The following is an 18917-nucleotide window of genomic DNA, read 5'->3' as shown; positions in this document are numbered from 1 at the left end:
CTCTTTCTCGTCTGCGTCGATCTTCGCAGCCCTCATCCTGAGGAGCCGCGTAGCGGCCTCTCGAGGATGCCCCAGGAGGTTCCGGAACCGTCTGAAGCACCTTTCGAGACGCGGACTTCGTCCGCTCCTCAGGATGAAGCCTGAGAGGAACAGGCCGATCTCCGTCCGGGACGGGTAGCAAATCCGGTGTCGATGGCCAATATCAGAACCAACGAGAACGATTCCGTCGGATCGATGGGTTGATGAGCGACAAGAACGATCGCGCTGTCGGCAAGGCCGCCGCGACCACGCCGACAGGGCATTCGCAGCCAGGCGAAATCGACCGCTTCCTCGGAGCGGCGAAGCGGCTGGCGCCGCTGGCAACGGGGCAGGCCGGACGGCTGGTCTTCGCGCTCGATGCCACGATGAGCCGCCAGCCGAGCTGGGATCTCGCCTGTTCGCTGCAGGCGCGGATGTTCGAGGTCGCCGGGCAGAGCGGGGGGCTCGCGGTCCAGCTCGTCTATTTCCGGGGTATCGGCGAATGCCGCGCCTCGGGATGGGTCGGCGAGCCCGAACGGCTGACCGGATTGATGCGCAGGATCGCCTGCGAGGGCGGGCAGACGCAGATTGCCCGCGTTCTGCGCCATGTCCGCGACGAGGCGGCAAAGGTGCCGTTGCGCGCTTTCGTCTTTGTCGGCGACGCAATGGAAGAGGATGTCGATGCGCTGGGGGCGCTGGCGGGCGAGCTCGGCCTGCGCGGCATCCGCGGCTTCGTTTTCCAGGAGGGGGGCGATCCCGCCGCGAGCGCGGCCTTCGCGACGATCGCGCGGCTGACCGGCGGCGCGCATGCGCGCTTCGACGTGACGGCGCCGGCTTCGCTATTGGAACTGCTGCGCGGCGCGGCGGCTTACGCCGCTGGCGGGCGCGAGGCAATGCTGCGGCTCGCCGGATCGAGCCCGGCGGTCAAGGGCCTGCTCGCGGCCATGGACGGAGGGCGCAAGTGAGCCTGCTCTACGGCGTTGCCGTCCTGATCCTGGTCTGGTGGCTGGCGAAGCTGTTCGCCGGGACCAATCCCAAAATGCTTGCGCGGCTGATGAAAACTGTCGGCGGCGTCGCCTCGCTCGGCGTGGCCGGGCTCTTGATGGTGCGCGGACGCCTGGATATGGCGGTCTTTCTCGGCGGCATYGGCGCCTGGCTGCTCGGCTGGAGCGCGACAGGGCCGGGCGGTATCCGTTTTCCCTGGGCCGACCGGTCCGGGCCGAGCCCGGGCGCCAGCTCGAAGGTCGGCTCGGCGCTGCTGGAGATGGAGCTCGACCACGATAGCGGCGCGATGACCGGCAGCGTCAAGGCGGGCGCCTTTGCGGGCCGGCCGCTCGACAGCCTGGGAATGAGCGAGCTCAGCGCGCTGATGCGCGAATGCCTGGCGCGCGATCCCGATGGCACGCGCCTGCTAGAGGCATATCTCGACCGCCGGTCGCCCGGCTGGCGTGAAGACGCTCAGCGTGATCGCGACGCGGGGCAGGGCGGCGCGGCGGGCACGGGCGCGATGACGCAGCAGGAGGCCTACGAGATCCTGGGGCTTCAGCCGGGGGCGAGCGAGGAGGCGGTCCGCGAAGCCCACCGGGCTTTGATGAAGCGCATCCACCCGGATGCCGGGGGCACCAGCGGCCTTGCCGCTCGCGTCAACCAGGCCAAGGACGTCCTTGTGAAGCAGCGATAGCGAAGGGTGCGGGGAGTGCGTCTGCGACATGGCGTGAACTCCTTTCCCTGGCCGGTCAGCCCGCCCTGCGTCCTGACGGACGCAGGTTCGGCGATCTGTCTTTGCGATTGCGCATCGGATTCTCCCGAAAGCCGGATTCCACTTGTCGGTCCGATGCTCAGCTGCGGGTGGCGAAGCAGGAGAAGCCGCCGCGCTTCAGCTGCGCGCAGGCGTTCTGCGCGTCCTTCGGATCTTCAAAGCCGGCGAAGCGGGCGCGGAAAAGGGTGGAGCCGCCCTTCTCGACCTTCTCGGTGAAGGGCGAGGCGCTGGCCAGCGAGCCGGAAGCCTTGGCGCGAGCACGGGCCAGGATCTCCTTGGCCTTACCCTCGTCATCGGTCGCACCGAGCTGGATCACCCATTTTCCGGAGGCCACGACCGCAGCCTGATGAGACATGGCGGGAGCGGGCTCGGGGGCCTGCACCTTCGCCGGCGCGGCTTCTGCCTTGCGGGCCACGCTGGCGGCCGGCGCTTCGGCCTTTGCCTCGGCGACCTTCACCGGCTCGGCGACGGGCTCGGGCGCCCTGGCGATGGAGGAGGTGACGTCGACATTCGCCGGCGGGCGCAGAACCTTGGCGTCGGCCGGCTGGGCGCCGATCGACCAGCGCATCGCTGATGGCGTCGTGGTCGCGGAGACCGGGCGCATGCCGGAGATCTGCAGCGGCTGGCCACCGGCGACGGCGACCGGGCGCGGCGGCGCGATCGGCGTGGTGGTCGGCATCGGGGCATAGGCGCGGGCGGCGGCTGGGAGCGGCTGTTGCTCTTCAGCCTGGGGCTGCTGGCGCGGGCGCGGAACCGGGATAGGCGCCGGCTCGGCAGCGGCCTGCTGGCTGGCGGCAGCGCGCGGGCGCTCCTCCGGCTCAGGTGCCTCGGCGACCATCACCGAGGAACGGCCACTGGTCGCGGCGCGCGGCAGATTGGCCAGCACGAGGTCGGTCATGATCTTGTCGCGCGAAGCACCGGAACGGCCGCCGAGCACGACCGAGACGACGTGCCGGCCTTCAGACTTGGCCGAAGTCATCAGGTTGAAGCCGGAGGCGCGGGTGTAGCCGGTCTTGATGCCGTCGACGCCCTCGACCTTGCCGAGCAGGCGGTTATGGCCGCGGATGGTGCGGCTGCCATACTGGAACGCCCGCGTCGAGAAGAGCGGGTAGTATTTCGGGAAGCGCTCCTGGATGGCGCGGGCGAGAATGGTGAGATCGCGCGCGGTGGTCAGGTTCGGCGGCGAATGCGGCAGGCCGTGCGGGTTGTAGAAGCGCGTCGAGCTCATGCCGAGCGACCGCGCCTTGCGCGTCATCTGCTCGGCGAAAGCCTCTTCGGAGCCGGCGATGTTCTCGGCGACGACGACAGAGGAGTCGTTGGCCGAGAGCGTGATCATGCTCTTGATCACGTCCTCGACCGCAATGGTCGAGCCGGGGCGCAGGCCGAGCTTGGTCGGCGGCTGCGAGGCGGCGTAGGACGAGACCTTCAGCCCGGAATCCATCGAGAAGCGGCCGCGCTCCATCTGCTCGAACAGCATGTAGAGCGTCATGACCTTGGTGAGCGAGGCCGGGATGCGCGCGGCATCCTCGTTGACCGCGTGCAACGTGCGGCCGGTCCTGGCATCGACCACCATCGCCGCGTAGGGCGGCGTGTAGCCGCCGCCTGCCGCATGATGCCGGCGCTTGCGCGCCTCGGCCGGGGAGGAGGCCATCGTGGCCGCGACTGCGGCGATGCCGATCAGCCCGACAACGGCCCGCAGACGCGGCCGCTGAAACACAACGCAACCCAGAACCATGAACTCGCCTCGAACTCACTGTCGTTCCCGTCCCGCGCTCATTTTCGTGGCACGCAGGACACAGTAGGGGGAGGTTAGGAGGATGCGGTTACGGAGCCGTTAAAACTTGAACGGTTGCGACCGGAACGATCTGCGTTTGGTGCAATGCAGCGTCCTGTTGACATTCATGTTGCAATGCACAATATGGCGCCAGTCCCGGTGGTGATCTCTTCATACGACCTTGGGGCGACGCGTAGGGCCGCTTTGGCCCATTCACTCTGAGGCGGCACCCAAGGTGCCAGGGAGAGACGACCCATGATCCAGCAGTTCGAGACCATCCAGAAGGCTTCCAAAGAGAACGTCGACGCCGCCCTGAAGGCTTTCGGCGTCACCTCCAAGAGCGTGCAGACGATCGCCGTCGAGGCGACCGACTACGCCAAGAAGTCCTTCGAGGCCGGCACCGCCACGCTCGAGAAGCTCGCCGGCGTGAAGACTTTCGACAAGGCCCTGGAGATCCAGGCCGACTACTTCAAGACTTCGTTCGAGGGCGCGGTCGCCCAGCTCACCAAGATGGGCGAGCTCTACACCGCTCTCGCCAAGGACGCTTACAAGCCGTTCGAAGGCATCGTCGCGAAGGCTGTCCCGACCGCTCCGAAGGCGTGATGCCGGCAGGCCGCCGAAAGGTGGCCTGACCTTGAGCGAGTTTCGGTTGCGTATGGAGCCCGGTCGCGAGACCGGGCTTTTCTGTTGGGGCCGACGGGCTCGGCGTTACGGTGTGAATATCGGGCGTTCGCCGCCAGGCCCGGCATCAAGCTTCGAAAATATGGCCAGCGCGCTCGAGCAAGTTTTTGGATTTATCCCAATCGCCGCCGGGAACGAGGATATGCTCGCCGTCGAAGGTGCAAATCACGAAGACGCCGACGCCATTCGCGGAGAGGGGCGCAATTAGCGAGCGCACGATTCCGGTCGCGTTGAAGGGGATGGGGCCGATGCTGCGGAAGCAGCGCCAATTCAACTCGGCTTCGACTGTTTCGGGAATCCGCTCCTGCAGGCAGACAAGAGTGAGTTCGTCGCCGGCCCGTATCGCAGCGGAAAAGCCAGGGCCGTCGAACCAGTTCGGAAGAGGCGATGCGGCTCCAAGGCGCGCGACGCCGTAAATGCCGGAAACGCTGCGCAGCTTTACGGCAATCGACATCGTCGGACCCTCCGTCGCGGTCTTCGCTTCCGCCCATCCGCCGGCCTGGGAGCGGGCGTTGCCCCTGAGCCGGCGCTTTGATCCCTTCGCCGCGACATCGGGGGCGAGGCGGATCCCCTTGTCACGGAACAGATTTCAATCGGCAAGGCCATCCCGGCACATCGTCGGTCTCGCGGTGGCGGCCGATTGCGCAGGAGTGCATGCCGACCTTCTTTTTGAACCGATTGAAAACGCGGCCCGTTGGGCGCATCTCTAGGGGGGAATGCGCCGCCGTCGCGGTGCCGGAGGTTTCGGTTCTCGCCATGCTCGACAAATCAGTGCCGCCCCGCACGCTCAAGCTCAACGCCGCCGACAACGTCGTCGTTGCGGTCGACCCGGTCGATGCCGGCGTGACGGCGGCGGGCGTCGAGGCGCTGAAGCGGATCCCGCGCGGGCACAAGATGGCGATCACCCCGATCGCCAAGGACCAGCCGATCCGCAAGTTCGGGCAGATCATCGGCTTCGCGACGAACGACATTGTGCCGGGCGAATGGGTGCACGAGCACAATACGGGCTTCCATGCCTTCGATCGCGACTACGCCTTCAGCGCCGAGGCCAAGCCCGAATTCGTGCTGCCGGTCGAGCAGCAAGCGACGTTCGAGGGCTTCCGCCGGGCCAATGGCAAGGCCGGCACGCGCAACTATGTCGGCATCCTCACTTCGGTGAACTGCTCGGCCTCCGCCGCGCGCTTCATGGCCGAGGAGGTGAAGCGTTCCGGTTTGCTCGACGATTATCCCAATGTCGACGGGGTGATCGCGCTCACCCACGGCACCGGCTGCGGCATCGACTACAATGGCGAGAGTTTCGAGGTGCTGAAGCGCACCACCTGGGGCTATGCCTGCAACCCCAACATGGCGGCGGTGCTGGTCGTGGGCCTCGGCTGCGAGGGCTTCCAGATCAGCCGCATGAAGGAGGCCTATGGCGTCACCGAGAGCGACGTCTTCCGCACGCTGACGATCCAGGAGACGGGCGGGACGAAGAAGGCCGTCGCCGCCGGCATCGACGCGCTGAAGACCATGCTTCCGATCGCCAACAAGGCGGCGCGCGAGACAGTGCCGGCTTCCGAGCTGATGCTTGCGCTGCAATGCGGCGGCTCGGATGGCTATTCGGGCATCACCGCCAACCCGGCGCTGGGGGCCGCCGTCGACATCCTCGTCGAGCATGGCGGCACGGCGATCCTCTCCGAGACGCCCGAGATCTACGGCGCCGAGCATCTGCTGACGCGCCGCGCCGCGACGCGCGAGGTCGGCGAAAAGCTCGTCGGTATCATCAAGTGGTGGGAGGATTACACCGAGCGCGCCCGGATGAGCATGAACAACAACCCCTCGCCGGGAAACAAGGCGGGCGGGCTCACCACCATCCTGGAGAAGTCGCTCGGCGCTGCCGCGAAGGGCGGCACGAAGACGCTCTCGGCGGTCTATCACTATGCCGAGCCGGTGACGGAGAAGGGCTTCGTCTACATGGACACGCCCGGCTACGATCCGGTCGCGGCGACGGGGCAGGTGGCCGGTGGTGCCAATATCCTCGCCTTCACCACCGGCCGCGGCTCCGCCTATGGCTGCAAGCCGACGCCCTCGATGAAACTCGCGACCAATACGCCGATCTACGAGAAGATGATCGACGACATGGACATCAATTGCGGCGATGTGCTCGACGGCGTCTCGCTGGAGCAGAAGGGCCGCGAGATCTTCGAGAAGCTGCTCAAGGTCGCCTCGGGCGAGAAGACCAAATCCGAGCAGCTCGGCTATGGCGACGCCGAATTCGTGCCCTGGCAGATCGGCGCGACGATGTGAGGGCGGCCGGGCAGGGCTTTCCTCAGCCCTGCAGCAGCCTGACGCGCGTGCCCCAGGGGTCGAGGCTCTCGAACCCGCCGGAGAGCGGCGTTGTCGTGACGCCGGCCGCAGCGAGGCGGTCGGCCTGAGCGGCCATCAGCTCGCGCTTTTCCGCCATCAGCGAGAACCAGGCGAGGCCGGTGCTGCCTTCGTCGCGCGGCCCGGCGCCCGCGCTGTTCCAGGTGTTCAGCGCCAGGTGATGATGGTAGCCGCCCGAGGACAGAAAGCTCGCGGTATCGCGCCGGCTCGTCGGCGCCAGACCGAGCAGATCGCGATAGAAGCGGTCGCCCGCATCGACATCGCCGACGCGCAGATGGATGTGCCCGATGCGCAACCCGTCCGGCGCCTTGGCGTAGTCGGTTGCGCGCGTATCGGTGAGCGCCAGGATGCCGTCGACGTCGAGCCGGTGGGTGCCCATCACGACCCGGCCGTTTTCCCAGCGCCAGCCTTCGGCGGGGCGGTCGGCATAGACCTCGATGCCGTTGCCTTCGGGATCGTTGAGATAGACGGCCTCGCTGACGCTGTGGTCGGCGAAGCCCGTCAACGGCGTGCGGTTGCGCGCGACATGGATCAGCCAGCGCGCCAGATCGCGCCGGCTCGGCATCAGGAAAGCGATGTGGAAGAGCCCGGCGGCGGTCGGAGGCTCCAGCGCCGCATCCGGCCGCGGCTCCAGCGTGAGCAGGGCGCCTTCGCCGGTGCCGAGCGTGACGGAGGCGGCGCCGCGCGCCAGCACGGACAGGCCGATGACGTCGCGGTAATAGTTGGTCACACGCTCGACATCGCGCACCTTGAGCGCCGCGGCACCCACCCTGATCGGCGTCCTGCTTGCGAAGCCCGGCCCCGCTGCGGGTGCTGCGACCGGTCCCCCCTCGGCGCGGGCGGCGAAGGATGCGGCTGCCGCGAGCGAGGAGGCTCCTGCGAGCTGAAGCAGGGTGCGGCGGGTGTGGGCGCTGTTCATCGCTCGGCATGCTCGCACATTGGAGAAAACGTGCGGCTTCAAGGCCATGAAATTCCGCCCGGCGCATCTCACAAGCGCGTGGCGGATTGTCCGCCGATGATTTTCGGCAGGTCTCGCAGCAGGGCTGCGGCGATTTTTCGCGACGCCCTGAACCGGATCGGTTCAGGCTGCGACCAAGCAGCGGGCCGGCGCGACCGTCGAGGTGGGCCGGCTTATCTGCCATCGGTTGGGGACATCATGAAGACCGTGTTTCTCGTAACGATCCCGCGTGTTCTGCTCGGGCTGCTTTTCCTCGTCAGCGCCATCGACGGCTTTTGGTGGCTGGCGACCGGGACCAATCTCATTCATCCGCCGACGAGCGAACGCGGGCTCGCCTTCGAGGCGGCCCTTCAGAACTCGGGCTTCATCTGGCCGATGGTCAAGGTGGTGAACCTGGTCGGGGGATTGAACCTGCTGTTCAACCTGGCGCCGGCCTTGGGCCTCGCGCTGCTCGCGCCGATCATGACGGTGATCGTGTTCTTCCACCTCGTGCTGAACCCGCAGGGTCTTCCCATCGCGCTCATCATGACGGTGCTGGGCTTGCTGCTGGTCTTCGCCTATCGCGACCGCTACCGGGCGCTGTTCCGGTAGAAGCGGTCTCCTGTACGGAAGCTCTGGCCCATTCTCGCGTCATGGTCGGGCTTGGCCCGACCATCCACGTCTTCGTTCACAATATGCGGTGCCCAAGACGTGGATGCTCGCCACAAGGGCGAGCATGACGGGGCAACTGCGCTCCCGGCAAATCTCTCAGATCGAGAAGCCCTTGAGCCGGTCGCCGAGCAGGCCGATCCGCTCGGCTGCGACATTGGCGATCGCGATGCGCAGATGGTTTTCCTGCCCAGGCCCGAAATAGGGGCCGGGCAGGGCGAGGACGCCGCGCTCCTCTACCAGGCGGCGCACGACCTCGGCTGCCGGCGTGCCTTCGAAGGGGTGGGCGACATAGGCGAAATAGGCGCCTGCCGACAGCACACGCCAGTCGTTCAGCGGCGCCATCGCCCCGCGGAACGATGCCGCGCGGTCGTTGATCTCGGCGCGGTTGCGCTCGCGCCAGTCGCGGATGCCGTCGATGCCCCAGGTGATGGCGGTCTGCCCGGCTCGAACCGGGCTGATCTGCACGCAGTCGAGCACCTTGCCGATCTGGGTTAGGACGGCCTCTCCTGCCGTAATGGCTCCGAGCCGCCAGCCGGGAACGGCATAAGCCTTCGAGAAGCTGTAGAGACCGATCACTGAATCCTGCCAGCCGCTTGCGGTGAAGACCTCATGCGGCGTTGCGATAGTGGCGGGCAGGAAGTCGCGATAGGTCTCGTCGAGCACCAGCCAGATGCCGCGCCGGGCACAGAGTGCGGCGAATGCCGCAATGGTTTCCGGTGGGTAGACCGCGCCCGTCGGGTTGTTGGGCGTGACCAGCACGATCGCGCGGGTGCGATCGTCGATCAGCGCCTCTGCCGTCGCCGTGTCGGGGACGAACCCGGCCTGGGGTGCGCAGGGCAACGGGCGCGGCTCGATGCCTAGCATCGTCAGCGTCATCTCGTGATTGAAGTACCAGGGCGTCGGCAGCAGCACGTTGTCGCCGGCTCGGGCGAGCGCCATCATGGTCACGGCGTAGGCCTGATTGCAGCCCGAGGTGACGGCCACTTCGCCGGGGGCGAAGGGCGCGCCGTAGATCCGCGAAATCTCCGCCGCATAGGCTGCGCGCAGCGATGCGTCACCGGTGATGCTGCCATAGCGCGTGGCGGAGGCGTCCGCAGCCGCCTCGGCGAGCTTGTCGAGCAGCACCTGCGGCGGCGGCGAGCCGGGGACGGCCTGCGACAGGTCGACCAGCGGTCCGAAGCGCCCGTCATAGGCGCGCGCCCAGCCCTGGGCCTCGGGGATGGGCGGGGTGCCGGTGTCGATGAGATCGGGATTGAGCGGGGCGAGCAGGGGCGTCGGCATGATCCGACTGGTTTGCTGCCTGCGCCTCGTTGCGTCAATCGCCTTGGAAGCGTCGCAAGCGCGGCCCATATCTGGCGGGCTTCCAGTTCAACCGGGTGAGCGCAGCCATGCAGGACGAGACCGAGGACGCGATCGCCGAGCTTCATGCGATGCTCGACCGGGCCGACAGCATTCTCAGCTTCACAGGCGCCGGCATCTCGACGGAATCGGGCGTGCCGGATTTCCGTTCGCCCGGTTCGCCCTGGATGGTCAACAAGCCGATCCCGTTCGAGGCGTTCGTGCAGAGCCGCGAGGCGCGGATCGAGGCCTGGCGGCGCAAATTCACGATGGACGACCACTATCGCGAGGCCCGGCCCAATATCGGCCATCAGGCCCTGGCGAAGCTGGTCGCGGACGGGCGTTCCCCCGCCATCATCACCCAGAACATCGACGGGCTGCACCAGGCCTCCGGCGTGCCGGCCGATCAGGTGATCGAGCTGCACGGCAACGGCACCTACGCGACCTGCCTCACATGCGGCTGGCGCCATGAGCTCGCGGCGATCCGCCCGGCCTTCGAGGCGAGCGGCGAGCCGCCGAGCTGCATCATGTGCACGGGGCCGGTGAAATCGGCGACGATCTCTTTCGGCCAGGCGATGCCGCAGGAGGCGATGATGCGGGCGCAGGCGCTTGCGCTGGATTGCGACCTCTTCCTCGTCGTCGGCTCGTCGCTGGTCGTCTACCCTGCGGCGACGCTGCCCGTGATCGCGAAGCGGCAGGGCGCGAAGCTCGTCATCCTCAATCGGGAGCCGACGGAGCTCGATCCGATCGCCGATCTCGTCATCCGCGCGGAAAGCGGAGCGGCCCTGGGGCGGCTCGCCCCCTGAGTCGATAGGCTCGATAGGAGCCATCCGAGGCCGGTCCCGCATCCTGACGGGCGCGAGCGGCAGTTTCCGCACCATCGGAGCCCGCGGAGATGTGGACGACGGCGTGGGGGCTGTATACCGCATCCTTAGCGATGCTATCGTGGCTACACGAATCAAGCGTTGTGCGTGGGGGCGAGCGGCACATGTCCGACGAATTCGGTGAGAGCGGGCGGCCACCGATGGGTCCCATCCAGTCACTCAACCGCGTCATGCGGCTCGATGGGCCAAGCGGTCACGCTTCCGAGGTTCCGGTCGAGATTGCCGGCTACGTCAAATGGTTCGACGTCTCGAAAGGCTACGGCTTCGTCGTTCCCGAAACGGGCGGCGCCGATATCCTCGTGCATGTCACCATTCTGAAGCGCGATGGTTTCAATACGATAGCGGAAGGCGCTCGCATCGTGCTCGAAGCCGTCGAGAAGAATCGCGGGCGCCAGGCCGTGAGGGTGCTCTCGATCGACACCTCCTCCGGGCGCCACCCCTCCGAGATGCCGATGGCGCGCACGAACGTCGCGGTTACGCCGACCAGCGGGCTCGAGCTCATGGTGGTGAAATGGTTCAACCGGCTGCGCGGCTTCGGCTTCGTCTCAAAGGGCGAGGGCGCACCCGACATCTTCGTGCATATGGAGACGCTGCGGCGCTACGGCCTCGTCGAGCTGATCCCGGGACAGACAGTTCTGGTGCGCTACGGCCCCGGGCCGAAGGGGTTGATGGCCGCAGAGATCAGGCTCGAGCAGGGCGGTGCTGCCGTCTCGCATTGACGAACCGCTAAGCATGACGACGAAATCGGGCGCGTCGCCGAGCCGCTGTCGGCGACATTCCGGCCGATCGGCTTAAGCACGCAGTTCGCTTTTACGCTTCCTCAATCGACGCGCTTATGATGAGGCTTTCTCGGGAGGCCTCTCCATCCTCGTTCTCGTCAGCGATCACGACGGCCGGCGCCATTCACTGCAGCGTACGCTCTCGCTCTGGGGCGCCTGTTCGGCGTGCGGCCCGAGCGAGCTGGGCTCCGTTACGGCAAGCGGTCGGCTGCTCGTCGTCGATCTCGACCTGTCGAGCCGCGCCGCCATCGAGACGGCGCGTACCATCCTCGCACCCTATCGACTCGCCGGAGCGCCCTGCCTTTTCTTGCTGGGAGACATGTCGCCGCGTTCTCAGACGCAGGCTCACGCACTCGGTGCGCGCGAGGTGCTGTCCGTCGACGCGCCTCGCTCCGTTCTGCTGGACAGGGTCGGCCATCTGCTCGGCTCGGCCGCTCCGACGAGCACCGGCGCCGGGCTCCAGGGCCGTTTCATCGCAGCCTCGGCAGCCCTCGGCGATCTGCTCGATGCGGCTGCGACCGGGGGACATCTGCCGGCAGCGGCGATCAACGGCAGCGTCGAGGCGCTCAATCGTGCGGCGGAAGGCGGTGACCTCGATGCGTGGCTCGATCTCGTCTGGCAACATGACGACGCCACCTATCAGCATTGCCTGCTCGTCTCGGGGCTGGCGGCCGCTTTTGCGCACCGCCTCGGCTTCGGCGAGGCCGATCGACGGCTCATCACCGGCGCGGCCGTGCTTCACGACATCGGCAAGGCGCGGATTCCGCTCGCAATTCTGCGCAAGCCCGGCGGACTGACGGCGGAGGAGCGCAAGACCATCTGGCAACATCCGCAGATCGGCCATGACATGCTGGTCGCGCAGGGTGGATACGCGCCGATGATTCTGGCTGTGGTGCTTTCACACCACGAATACCTCGACGGATCCGGCTATCCGCAGGGACTGATTGGCGGCCAGATTCCGGATCCGGTTCGGATGATCACGATCTGCGACATCTATGCGGCCCTGATCGAGCGGCGCCCCTACAAGCCGCCGATGCCCCCGGAGGAGGCCTATGCCGTGCTGGTCGGGATGGCGGGAAAGCTCGATCGCGATCTGGTGCGGGTTTTTGGCGAAGTGATCGTCGCCGCCTCGGCCGCCCGCCTCGGACGGCATATCGAGACGAGGGCGATGCCGACGCGGCTGTCCGGAACCGCGGGCTAGGCACCTAGACGGCGAAGGAGGTTCCGCAACCACAGGAACTCGTCGCATTCGGGTTGGTGATGCGGAAGGACTGACCAATCAGGTCGTCGACGAAGTCGATGGTGCAACCCTCCAGCAGATCGAGCGAGGTCTCGTCGATCAGGACGGTCGCGCCGTCGCGCTCGATGACGAGATCGTCCGGCGCCCGCTCCCGGTCGACGTCGAAGATATATTGGAAGCCGGAGCAGCCGCCACCGGCGACGCTGACGCGCAGCATCGAGCCCGGCGGCTCCTGAGCCATCACCGAGAGAATTCGTTTCGCGGCATTTGCGGTGACCGCGATGCCGCGCGGGTTGACCGCAAGATCGGTCGACATGGGCAGATGCTCCTTGCACCCTGGTTGTCCTGAAAGGTAATGGCCCCGCAGCGCCTCTACAAGCACGGCGCCGCGACGGGGCTGCCATGCCGGATCCACAGAGCCCACCCTTCGGCTTTTCCTTCGCTGCCGGCATCGAGCCGGGAGAGCGCTGGCGCGCGCCTTATGCCTGCCGCTCCAGCATGAGCCGCGGGCGGCTCGTCGGCGAGCCGGCCTCCGCGACGCGCGGCGAATTCCAACGTGATCGCGACCGCATCATCCATTCGACCGCCTTCCGCCGGCTGAAGCACAAGACACAGGTCTTCGTGTCGCACGAAGGCGACCACTACCGGACCCGGCTGACCCACACGATCGAGGTCGCACAGATCGCCCGCGCCCTGGCGCGCGCGCTCGGCCTCGACGAGGACCTGGCCGAGGCGCTGGCGCTGGCGCACGACCTTGGCCATACGCCCTTCGGCCACACCGGCGAGGACGCGCTGGAAGAGTGCATGACCGGCTTCGGTGGTTTCGACCACAACGCCCAGACGCTCCGGATCGTGACGCGGCTGGAGCAGCGCTATGCCGATTTCGACGGACTCAATCTGAGCTGGGAGACACTGGAAGGCCTCGTCAAGCACAACGGCCCGTTGCTCGACCGAGAGGGCAGGCCGACGGCGCGTTATGCCAAGGCCGGCATCCCCATCGCGATCGTCGAGTATCAGCAGCGTCAAGATCTCTGGCTCGATAGCTATGCCTCGGCCGAGGCGCAGGCCGCGGCACTGGCCGACGACATCGCCTACAATGCCCACGACATCGACGACGGCCTGCGGGCCGGGCTGTTCGGCCATGCCGAACTCAGAGCCGTGCCGTTCCTGGCGGAACTGCTTGGCGAGATCGAGCGATTGCATCCGGGATTGGAACGGCCGCGCCTGACCAATGAGCTCGTCCGCCGGGTGATCACCCGATTCGTCGAGGACGTGATCCGGGAGGCGCAGGCGCGGCTCGTGGCGCTGGCGCCGGCCGACGCCGATGCGATCCGGCGCGCGGACGCGCCGGTCGTCGCCTTCTCGCCAGCGATCGAGGCCGCCGACCGCGCCATCAAGGGCTTCCTCTATCCCAACATGTACCGGCACCCGCGGATCGCGCCGATCCGCGAGCAGGCGGCGCAGGTGGTGCGCGAGCTGTTCGAGCGCTTCAGCGCCGATCCTGCTGCAATGCCGGAGGAATGGGCGGCGGGCTGCGACGGGCTCGACGATCACCGCCGGATGCGCCGCATCGCCGACTACATTGCCGGCATGACGGACTGGTATGCGCTCGACGAGCACCGTCGTCTGTTTGACGTTACCCCCCCGCTGCGATAGGGCCGGGCGGCTTTCCTCCGCATTCGTGGCCGCAATGAACCTGTTCGAGATCTATTCCGCCCGTCTTCACGCCGCGCTCTCGGCACTCGCCGAGCGAGGCTCGCTTCCGGCCGGCCTCAATCTCGCGCGCGTCGTGGTCGAGCCGACCAAGGATCCGGCCCATGGCGATCTCGCCACCAATGCCGCGATGGTGCTGGCCAAGGATGCCGGCACGAACCCACGGGCACTGGCAGCGCTGCTGGTCGAGGAACTGGCGAAGGACCCGGAGATCACCAAGGCGGAGATCGCCGGCCCCGGCTTCATCAACCTGACGCTGCAGCCGGCCGTGTTCACGGCGGTGCTGAAGGCGGCCATCGAGGCCGGGCTGGATTACGGGCGCGGCGCGCAGAAGCCGGAACCCAGGGTCAATGTCGAGTATGTCTCGGCCAACCCGACCGGGCCGATGCATGTCGGCCATGGCCGCGGCGCCGTGTTCGGCGACGCGTTGGCGAGCCTGCTCGCCTTCGCCGGACATGACGTCACGCGCGAATACTACATCAACGATGCCGGCGCGCAGGTCGACGTGCTCGCCCGCTCGGCGTTCCTGCGCTACCGCGAGGCGCTGGGGGAGGATATCGGCGCGATCCCGGAAGGGCTCTATCCCGGTGATTATCTGATCTCGGTCGGGCAGTCGCTGGCCGACCGATACGGGCCGGCGCTGCGCGACAAGGCCGAGTGGGACTGGCTCCCGCTCGTCCGGCAGGCCGCGATCGACGGCATGATGGCGATGATCCGCGACGATCTTGCTGCGCTCGGCGTCGTCCACGACCTCTTTTTCTCGGAGCGCTCGCTGCAGGGCAGGGACGGCGATGTCAACGCCGTGCACCAGACCATCGAGGATCTGCGCTCGCGCGATCTGGTTTACGAGGGCCGGCTGCCGCCGCCGAAGGGGCAAAAGGACGAGGATTGGGAGGATCGCGAGCAGACCCTGTTCCGCGCCACCCGGTTCGGCGACGATGTCGACCGGCCGCTGCTGAAGTCGGACGGCAGCTACACCTATTTCGCCAACGACATCGCCTATCACCGCTCGAAGTTCGTCCGCGGTTTCCCGGAGATGATCGACGTCTGGGGCGCCGACCATGGCGGCTATGTCAAGCGCATGCAGGCGGCGGTGAAGGCGGTGACGAACGGGCAGGGCTCGCTCGACGTCAAGCTCTGCCAGCTCGTGCGCCTGCTGCGCAACGGCGAGCAGGTGCGCATGTCCAAGCGCTCCGGGGATTTCGTCACCCTGCGGGAGGTCATCGACGAGGTCGGCCGCGACGCCGTGCGCTTCATGATGATTTTCCGCAAGAACGACGCGACGCTGGATTTCGACCTCGCCAAAGTGGTCGAGCAGTCGAAGGACAATCCGGTCTTCTACGTCCAGTACGCGCATGCGCGCTGTGCTTCGATCTTCCGTCAGGCGCGCGAGGTTTTCCCCGATCTCGATCTCTCGCCGGCGGCGCTGGCCGGAGCCGATCTCTCGATCCTGACCGACGAGGCCGAGGTCGGCATTCTCAAGACGATCGCGGCCTATCCGCGAATCATCGAGGGAGCGGCCGCGGCGCACGAGCCGCATCGCGTGGCATTTTTCGTCCACGAACTGGCGAGCGCTTTCCACTCATTGTGGAACAAGGGCAAAGACTCGCCGCAATTACGATTCGTTAATCAAACTGATCGAAAGTCGACCTTGGCGAGATTGGCGTTCGTGCACGCAGTGCGCAGCGTCCTTGCTTCCGGTCTGGCTGTCGCCGGAGTTGCGGCGCCGGAAGAGATGCGCTGACGGAGATTTCCGGCGGCGCGCACGAGGTCAAGTTGACCGCGCGGGATATCGCCTTTTCCATAGGGGGAGGCGGCTCGTGCTGCAATGGATCGTACCATGAGTGAGCCCGCTAGGAATCGTTTCGCGCTCGATCTTGAAGATCTCGAGCGCCAGCTTCGCGGGGCAGGGCAGGCGCCGCGCTCCGGCCATGCGCCCGATCCGCTGGCGGAGCTGACCCGCATCGTCGGGCAGGACGACCCGCTGAAGGATATCTTTGCCGAGCGCCGTGCGGCGGCGCCGCGATCGGTGCCGCGACAGGAGCCGAGCTTCGAGGTTGTGCCGCCGGCTCCCGCGCCGGCCGTGCCCCTTCAGGCTGCGCCGCCGGCCGAGCTGCGCGGTGCCCTTGATGAATTCGAGGCGCTGCTGCGGCAGACCGAGCCGAGGCGGCAGGCGCAGACCTCCGCCGCTCCGGCCGCGCCGCCGCAGGTTCATGCCGAACCTCAGTATGACGATTATGATCTGCCCGAGCCGCTGCCTTACACCCAGCCGGCACCGATGCGCGGCGGCGTGCAGGCCCGCGACCTCGATGAGCAAGGCGGCGTCCATGCGATGCAGGCCGCCTATGCCGAAGAGCCGGCGCAATATTCCTATGCGCAGGCCCAGCACTCCTACGCCCAGGCCCAGCACGGCGCTCAGGCCCAGGAATATGCCGAAGACGATCTGCCGGATCTGGAACCGCGTCGCTCGCGCAAGGGGCTCTGGGCGGCCGCGGCGGTCATCGCCGTCGGCCTCGTCGGCGTCGGCGCGACCTTCGCAATGCGCGGCGGTTCGGCGACCAAGGACGGCCAGCCACCGATGATCGCGGCCGACCGTGGCCCGGTCAAGGTCGAGCCCGCCAATCCGGGCGGCGCCGAGATTCCGAACCAGAACAAGCAGATCTACGAGCGCAGCGCCGAGGCTCCGCAAGGCCAGAGCAAGCTGGTCAACAATGAGGAGCAGCCGGTCGACGTTCAGCAGGCCGCCCGCTCGATGCCGCCCCGCGTCGTCATGCCGGGGCCCGGTGCCGGATCGGCTCTGGCCGCCGCGCCGAGCGCGCCGGAGCGCAGCATCACGCCGGCCGAGCCCGGCCTGATCCCGATGCCTCCGGTGCCGGGGCTGGGCGAGCCGCGCAAGGTCCGCACGGTCGCGATCCGTCCCGATGGAACGCCGGTTCCCACCGGAATCGACCAGCCGATCGCGACGGGCTCGGCCCCGAGCCGCTCGCTCGGCACTGCCACGGCGAGTGCGCAGCCCTCGCCGCAGCGCTCCGCAGCTGCGGCGCCCGCTCCTGCCGCGCCCAAGGTTCAAGAGCGTGCGACGACACCGCCTGCCGCGACCACGCCGGCGGCTCCGACCCGTCTTGCCAGCGCTCCGGCGTCGGCCGCACCCGAGGCTGCTCCGGCGACGGCCGCGGTACGGGCCGGGACCGGCGATTTCGTGGTGCAGCTCGGCGCGCCGGGCAGCGAAGCCGAGGCTCGGGCCACCTTTGCCGCGCTGCAGCGCAAATATCCGCAGCAGCTCGGCGGCCAGTCGCCGATCGTCCGAAAGACGGAGCTGGCCGGCGGCAAGACCGTCTATCGCCTGCGCGTCGGACCTTATTCCCGCGAGGATGCGTCGACGATGTGCTCGGCGCTCCAGGCCGCGGGCGGGCAGTGCTTCATCGCGAAGAACTGAGCTCGCGCGGAGCAGGTTGAGAATTGGGCGGCGGCATCCGGAAGGGTGCCGCCGTTCTGCTTTGAAACCGGCGCATGGCGGGGTGAGGGGCGTGCTTGTTTCACCGCCCCGACCGTGCGAGTAGCCTGCCAACAACAGAAGGCTGCCAAGGATATCACGGCAGCCGTTGCTAGCTGGAGGTTACCCCATGGATCGCCGTCATTTCGTCAAGGTCGCGGGCGCGGGCGCGGCCGGGAGCGCGGCCATCGCTGCCCCCGCAATCGCGCAGTCGCAGCCCAAGATCAACTGGCGGCTGACCTCGAGCTATCCGAAGAGCCTGGATACGCTCTACGGCATCTCGACCCATGTCGCGAAGCGCGTCGCAGAGGCGACCGACAACAACTTCCAGATTCAGGTCTTCGCGCCCGGCGAGATCGTGCCGGCCCTGCAGGCTCTCGACGCCGTCCAGAACGGCACCGTCGAGTGCAGCCACACGCTGGCGAGTTTTTATATCGGCAAGGACCCGGCCTTCGCTTTCGAGACCTCGCTGCCCTTCGGCTTCAACACGCGCCAGCAGAATGCCTGGCTCTATCAGGGCGGCGGGCTGGAGCTCTGCCGCGCCTTCATGAAGAACTACAACATCTACACCATCCCGTCCGGCAACACCGGTGCGCAGATGGGCGGCTGGTTCCGCAAGGAGATCAAGTCGCTGGAGGATCTGAAGGGGCTGAAGTTCCGTATCGCCGGCCTCGGCGGCCGGATCATGGCCCGCCTCGGTGTCGTGCCGCAGACCATCGGCGGCGCCGACATCTATCCGGCGCTAGAGCGCGGCACGCTCGATGCGGTCGAGTTCTCCGGCCCCTATGACGACGAGAAGCTCGGCTTCGTGAAGGTCGCCAAGTACTATTACTATCCGGGCTTCTGGGAGGGGAACGCCAATGTCAGCTTCCTCGCCAACCAGGACAAGTGGAACGAGCTGCCGGCCTCCTACAAGGCGATCGTCGAAGCGGCCTGCGCCGAGGCCAATGCGCTGTGCGTGGCCAAATACGACCACAACAATCCCGATGCGCTGATTCGCCTTGCCGGCACTGGCGCCGAGCTGCGGCCCTTCCCGCAGGAGGTGATGGCGGCTGCGTTCAAGGAGGCCTTCGCCATGTATGGCGAGCTTGCCGCCAGCAATCCCAACTTCAAGACTTTCTATGATTCCTTCCTTCCCTACTGGAAGAAGGAGCAGCTCTGGTTCCGCATCGCCGAGCTGCCGTTCGACGCGTTCAACGCGCAGAATTACCAGCAGGTGAAGTAACGCGATGGACGGGCGCGGATCATTCTTGACCGCGCCCGCG

At 67.2% G+C, this 18917-nt stretch carries 17 protein-coding genes; 12 read left to right on the top strand and 5 right to left on the bottom strand.

The window, feature by feature from the left end; all coding sequences use genetic code 11:
* The first annotated feature begins 242 nt into the window (after window positions 1–242).
* Both AC1DE3_RS18390 and AC1DE3_RS18385 read left to right on the top strand, forming a co-directional pair.
* The gene (locus tag AC1DE3_RS18390) at window positions 243–983 is read left to right on the top strand and encodes a VWA domain-containing protein (protein WP_441512749.1); all 741 of its coding nucleotides are present in this window, start codon (window positions 243–245) and stop codon (window positions 981–983) included.
* The gene (locus AC1DE3_RS18385) at window positions 980–1699 is read left to right on the top strand and encodes a DnaJ domain-containing protein (protein WP_476852636.1); all 720 of its coding nucleotides are present in this window, start codon (window positions 980–982) and stop codon (window positions 1697–1699) included. Before AC1DE3_RS18390 ends, AC1DE3_RS18385 begins: the two co-directional genes overlap by 4 nt.
* Window positions 1700–1856: 157 nt before the next feature.
* On the opposite strand, the gene AC1DE3_RS18380 is transcribed toward AC1DE3_RS18385, so the two are convergent.
* Window positions 1857–3512, bottom strand: a complete 1656-nt coding sequence (locus AC1DE3_RS18380) for an SPOR domain-containing protein (RefSeq protein WP_476852635.1) — start codon at window positions 3510–3512, stop codon at window positions 1857–1859.
* A 294-nt stretch (window positions 3513–3806) separates the two neighbouring features.
* On the opposite strand from AC1DE3_RS18380, the gene AC1DE3_RS18375 reads away from it, so the two are divergent.
* The gene (locus AC1DE3_RS18375) at window positions 3807–4154 is read left to right on the top strand and encodes a phasin family protein (RefSeq protein WP_441512746.1); all 348 of its coding nucleotides are present in this window, start codon (window positions 3807–3809) and stop codon (window positions 4152–4154) included.
* A gap of 145 nt (window positions 4155–4299) precedes the next feature.
* On the opposite strand, the gene AC1DE3_RS18370 is transcribed toward AC1DE3_RS18375, so the two are convergent.
* Window positions 4300–4686 carry an ACT domain-containing protein gene (locus AC1DE3_RS18370; protein WP_476852634.1) on the bottom strand — a complete coding sequence of 129 codons (387 nt, stop codon included), beginning with the start codon at window positions 4684–4686 and terminating at the stop codon, window positions 4300–4302.
* A gap of 302 nt (window positions 4687–4988) precedes the next feature.
* On the opposite strand from AC1DE3_RS18370, the gene AC1DE3_RS18365 reads away from it, so the two are divergent.
* Complete coding sequence (locus AC1DE3_RS18365; RefSeq protein ID WP_476778669.1) at window positions 4989–6518, top strand: UxaA family hydrolase; 1530 nt, start codon at window positions 4989–4991, stop codon at window positions 6516–6518.
* Between the two features lie 22 nt (window positions 6519–6540).
* Here AC1DE3_RS18365 and AC1DE3_RS18360 read toward each other — a convergent pair whose 3' ends face one another.
* Entirely contained in the window at window positions 6541–7515 is a 975-nt protein-coding gene (locus AC1DE3_RS18360) for a VOC family protein (protein ID WP_476778668.1), read from the bottom strand.
* 237 nt (window positions 7516–7752) lie between these two features.
* On the opposite strand from AC1DE3_RS18360, the gene AC1DE3_RS18355 reads away from it, so the two are divergent.
* The gene (locus tag AC1DE3_RS18355; RefSeq protein WP_476778667.1) at window positions 7753–8145 is read left to right on the top strand and encodes a hypothetical protein; all 393 of its coding nucleotides are present in this window, start codon (window positions 7753–7755) and stop codon (window positions 8143–8145) included.
* A 156-nt stretch (window positions 8146–8301) separates the two neighbouring features.
* Here the strand turns inward: AC1DE3_RS18355 and AC1DE3_RS18350 are convergent, their stop codons facing one another.
* Window positions 8302–9486, bottom strand: a complete 1185-nt coding sequence (locus AC1DE3_RS18350; RefSeq protein ID WP_476778666.1) for an aminotransferase — start codon at window positions 9484–9486, stop codon at window positions 8302–8304.
* A gap of 107 nt (window positions 9487–9593) precedes the next feature.
* Here AC1DE3_RS18350 and AC1DE3_RS18345 point away from each other — a divergent pair, with 107 nt between their 5' ends.
* From AC1DE3_RS18345 to AC1DE3_RS18335, 3 genes are all read left to right on the top strand, one after another.
* On the top strand, window positions 9594–10349 hold the full coding sequence (locus AC1DE3_RS18345) for an SIR2 family NAD-dependent protein deacylase (RefSeq protein WP_441512740.1): 756 nt from the start codon (window positions 9594–9596) through the stop codon (window positions 10347–10349).
* Window positions 10350–10531: 182 nt separating this feature from the next.
* Window positions 10532–11146: a cold-shock protein gene (locus AC1DE3_RS18340; RefSeq protein WP_476852633.1), complete on the top strand. Its 615-nt coding sequence runs from the start codon at window positions 10532–10534 to the stop codon at window positions 11144–11146.
* Window positions 11147–11525: 379 nt separating this feature from the next.
* On the top strand, window positions 11526–12407 hold the full coding sequence (locus AC1DE3_RS18335; RefSeq protein WP_476778664.1) for an HD-GYP domain-containing protein: 882 nt from the start codon (window positions 11526–11528) through the stop codon (window positions 12405–12407).
* A gap of 4 nt (window positions 12408–12411) precedes the next feature.
* On the opposite strand, the gene AC1DE3_RS18330 is transcribed toward AC1DE3_RS18335, so the two are convergent.
* Complete coding sequence (locus AC1DE3_RS18330; protein ID WP_441512737.1) at window positions 12412–12762, bottom strand: HesB/IscA family protein; 351 nt, start codon at window positions 12760–12762, stop codon at window positions 12412–12414.
* An 86-nt stretch (window positions 12763–12848) separates the two neighbouring features.
* Between AC1DE3_RS18330 and AC1DE3_RS18325 the strand changes: the two genes are divergently transcribed.
* The 4 genes from AC1DE3_RS18325 (at window position 12849) to AC1DE3_RS18310 (ending at window position 18877) form a co-directional block, all read left to right on the top strand.
* On the top strand, window positions 12849–14102 hold the full coding sequence (locus tag AC1DE3_RS18325) for a deoxyguanosinetriphosphate triphosphohydrolase (RefSeq protein WP_476778663.1): 1254 nt from the start codon (window positions 12849–12851) through the stop codon (window positions 14100–14102).
* Window positions 14103–14136: 34 nt separating this feature from the next.
* A complete protein-coding gene (argS, locus tag AC1DE3_RS18320) occupies window positions 14137–15903 on the top strand; it encodes an arginine--tRNA ligase (RefSeq protein WP_476778662.1) in 1767 nt (588 codons plus the stop codon).
* Between the two features lie 96 nt (window positions 15904–15999).
* Window positions 16000–17595, top strand: a complete 1596-nt coding sequence (locus AC1DE3_RS18315; protein WP_476778661.1) for an SPOR domain-containing protein — start codon at window positions 16000–16002, stop codon at window positions 17593–17595.
* A 187-nt stretch (window positions 17596–17782) separates the two neighbouring features.
* Window positions 17783–18877, top strand: a complete 1095-nt coding sequence (locus tag AC1DE3_RS18310; protein ID WP_441470675.1) for a TRAP transporter substrate-binding protein — start codon at window positions 17783–17785, stop codon at window positions 18875–18877.
* Window positions 18878–18917 lie beyond the last annotated feature (40 nt).

Source organism: Allobosea sp. 10L417 (assembly GCF_056395485.1).
The sequence above is the reverse complement of the archived record's forward strand: the minus strand, read 5'-3'. Positions and strand labels throughout refer to the sequence as shown.

Coding starts and splice junctions, on each gene's coding strand:
- AC1DE3_RS18355 (WP_476778667.1), top strand. CDS start 7,753: ATGAAGACCGTGTTTCTCGTAACGATCCCGCGTGTTCTGCTCGGGCTG.
- AC1DE3_RS18365 (WP_476778669.1), top strand. CDS start 4,989: ATGCTCGACAAATCAGTGCCGCCCCGCACGCTCAAGCTCAACGCCGCC.
- AC1DE3_RS18310 (WP_441470675.1), top strand. CDS start 17,783: ATGGATCGCCGTCATTTCGTCAAGGTCGCGGGCGCGGGCGCGGCCGGG.
- AC1DE3_RS18330 (WP_441512737.1), bottom strand. CDS start 12,762: ATGTCGACCGATCTTGCGGTCAACCCGCGCGGCATCGCGGTCACCGCA.
- AC1DE3_RS18325 (WP_476778663.1), top strand. CDS start 12,849: ATGCCGGATCCACAGAGCCCACCCTTCGGCTTTTCCTTCGCTGCCGGC.
- argS (WP_476778662.1), top strand. CDS start 14,137: ATGAACCTGTTCGAGATCTATTCCGCCCGTCTTCACGCCGCGCTCTCG.
- AC1DE3_RS18370 (WP_476852634.1), bottom strand. CDS start 4,686: ATGTCGATTGCCGTAAAGCTGCGCAGCGTTTCCGGCATTTACGGCGTC.
- AC1DE3_RS18340 (WP_476852633.1), top strand. CDS start 10,532: ATGTCCGACGAATTCGGTGAGAGCGGGCGGCCACCGATGGGTCCCATC.
- AC1DE3_RS18375 (WP_441512746.1), top strand. CDS start 3,807: ATGATCCAGCAGTTCGAGACCATCCAGAAGGCTTCCAAAGAGAACGTC.
- AC1DE3_RS18390 (WP_441512749.1), top strand. CDS start 243: ATGAGCGACAAGAACGATCGCGCTGTCGGCAAGGCCGCCGCGACCACG.
- AC1DE3_RS18350 (WP_476778666.1), bottom strand. CDS start 9,486: ATGCCGACGCCCCTGCTCGCCCCGCTCAATCCCGATCTCATCGACACC.
- AC1DE3_RS18335 (WP_476778664.1), top strand. CDS start 11,526: ATGTCGCCGCGTTCTCAGACGCAGGCTCACGCACTCGGTGCGCGCGAG.
- AC1DE3_RS18315 (WP_476778661.1), top strand. CDS start 16,000: ATGAGTGAGCCCGCTAGGAATCGTTTCGCGCTCGATCTTGAAGATCTC.
- AC1DE3_RS18360 (WP_476778668.1), bottom strand. CDS start 7,515: ATGAACAGCGCCCACACCCGCCGCACCCTGCTTCAGCTCGCAGGAGCC.
- AC1DE3_RS18345 (WP_441512740.1), top strand. CDS start 9,594: ATGCAGGACGAGACCGAGGACGCGATCGCCGAGCTTCATGCGATGCTC.
- AC1DE3_RS18380 (WP_476852635.1), bottom strand. CDS start 3,512: ATGGTTCTGGGTTGCGTTGTGTTTCAGCGGCCGCGTCTGCGGGCCGTT.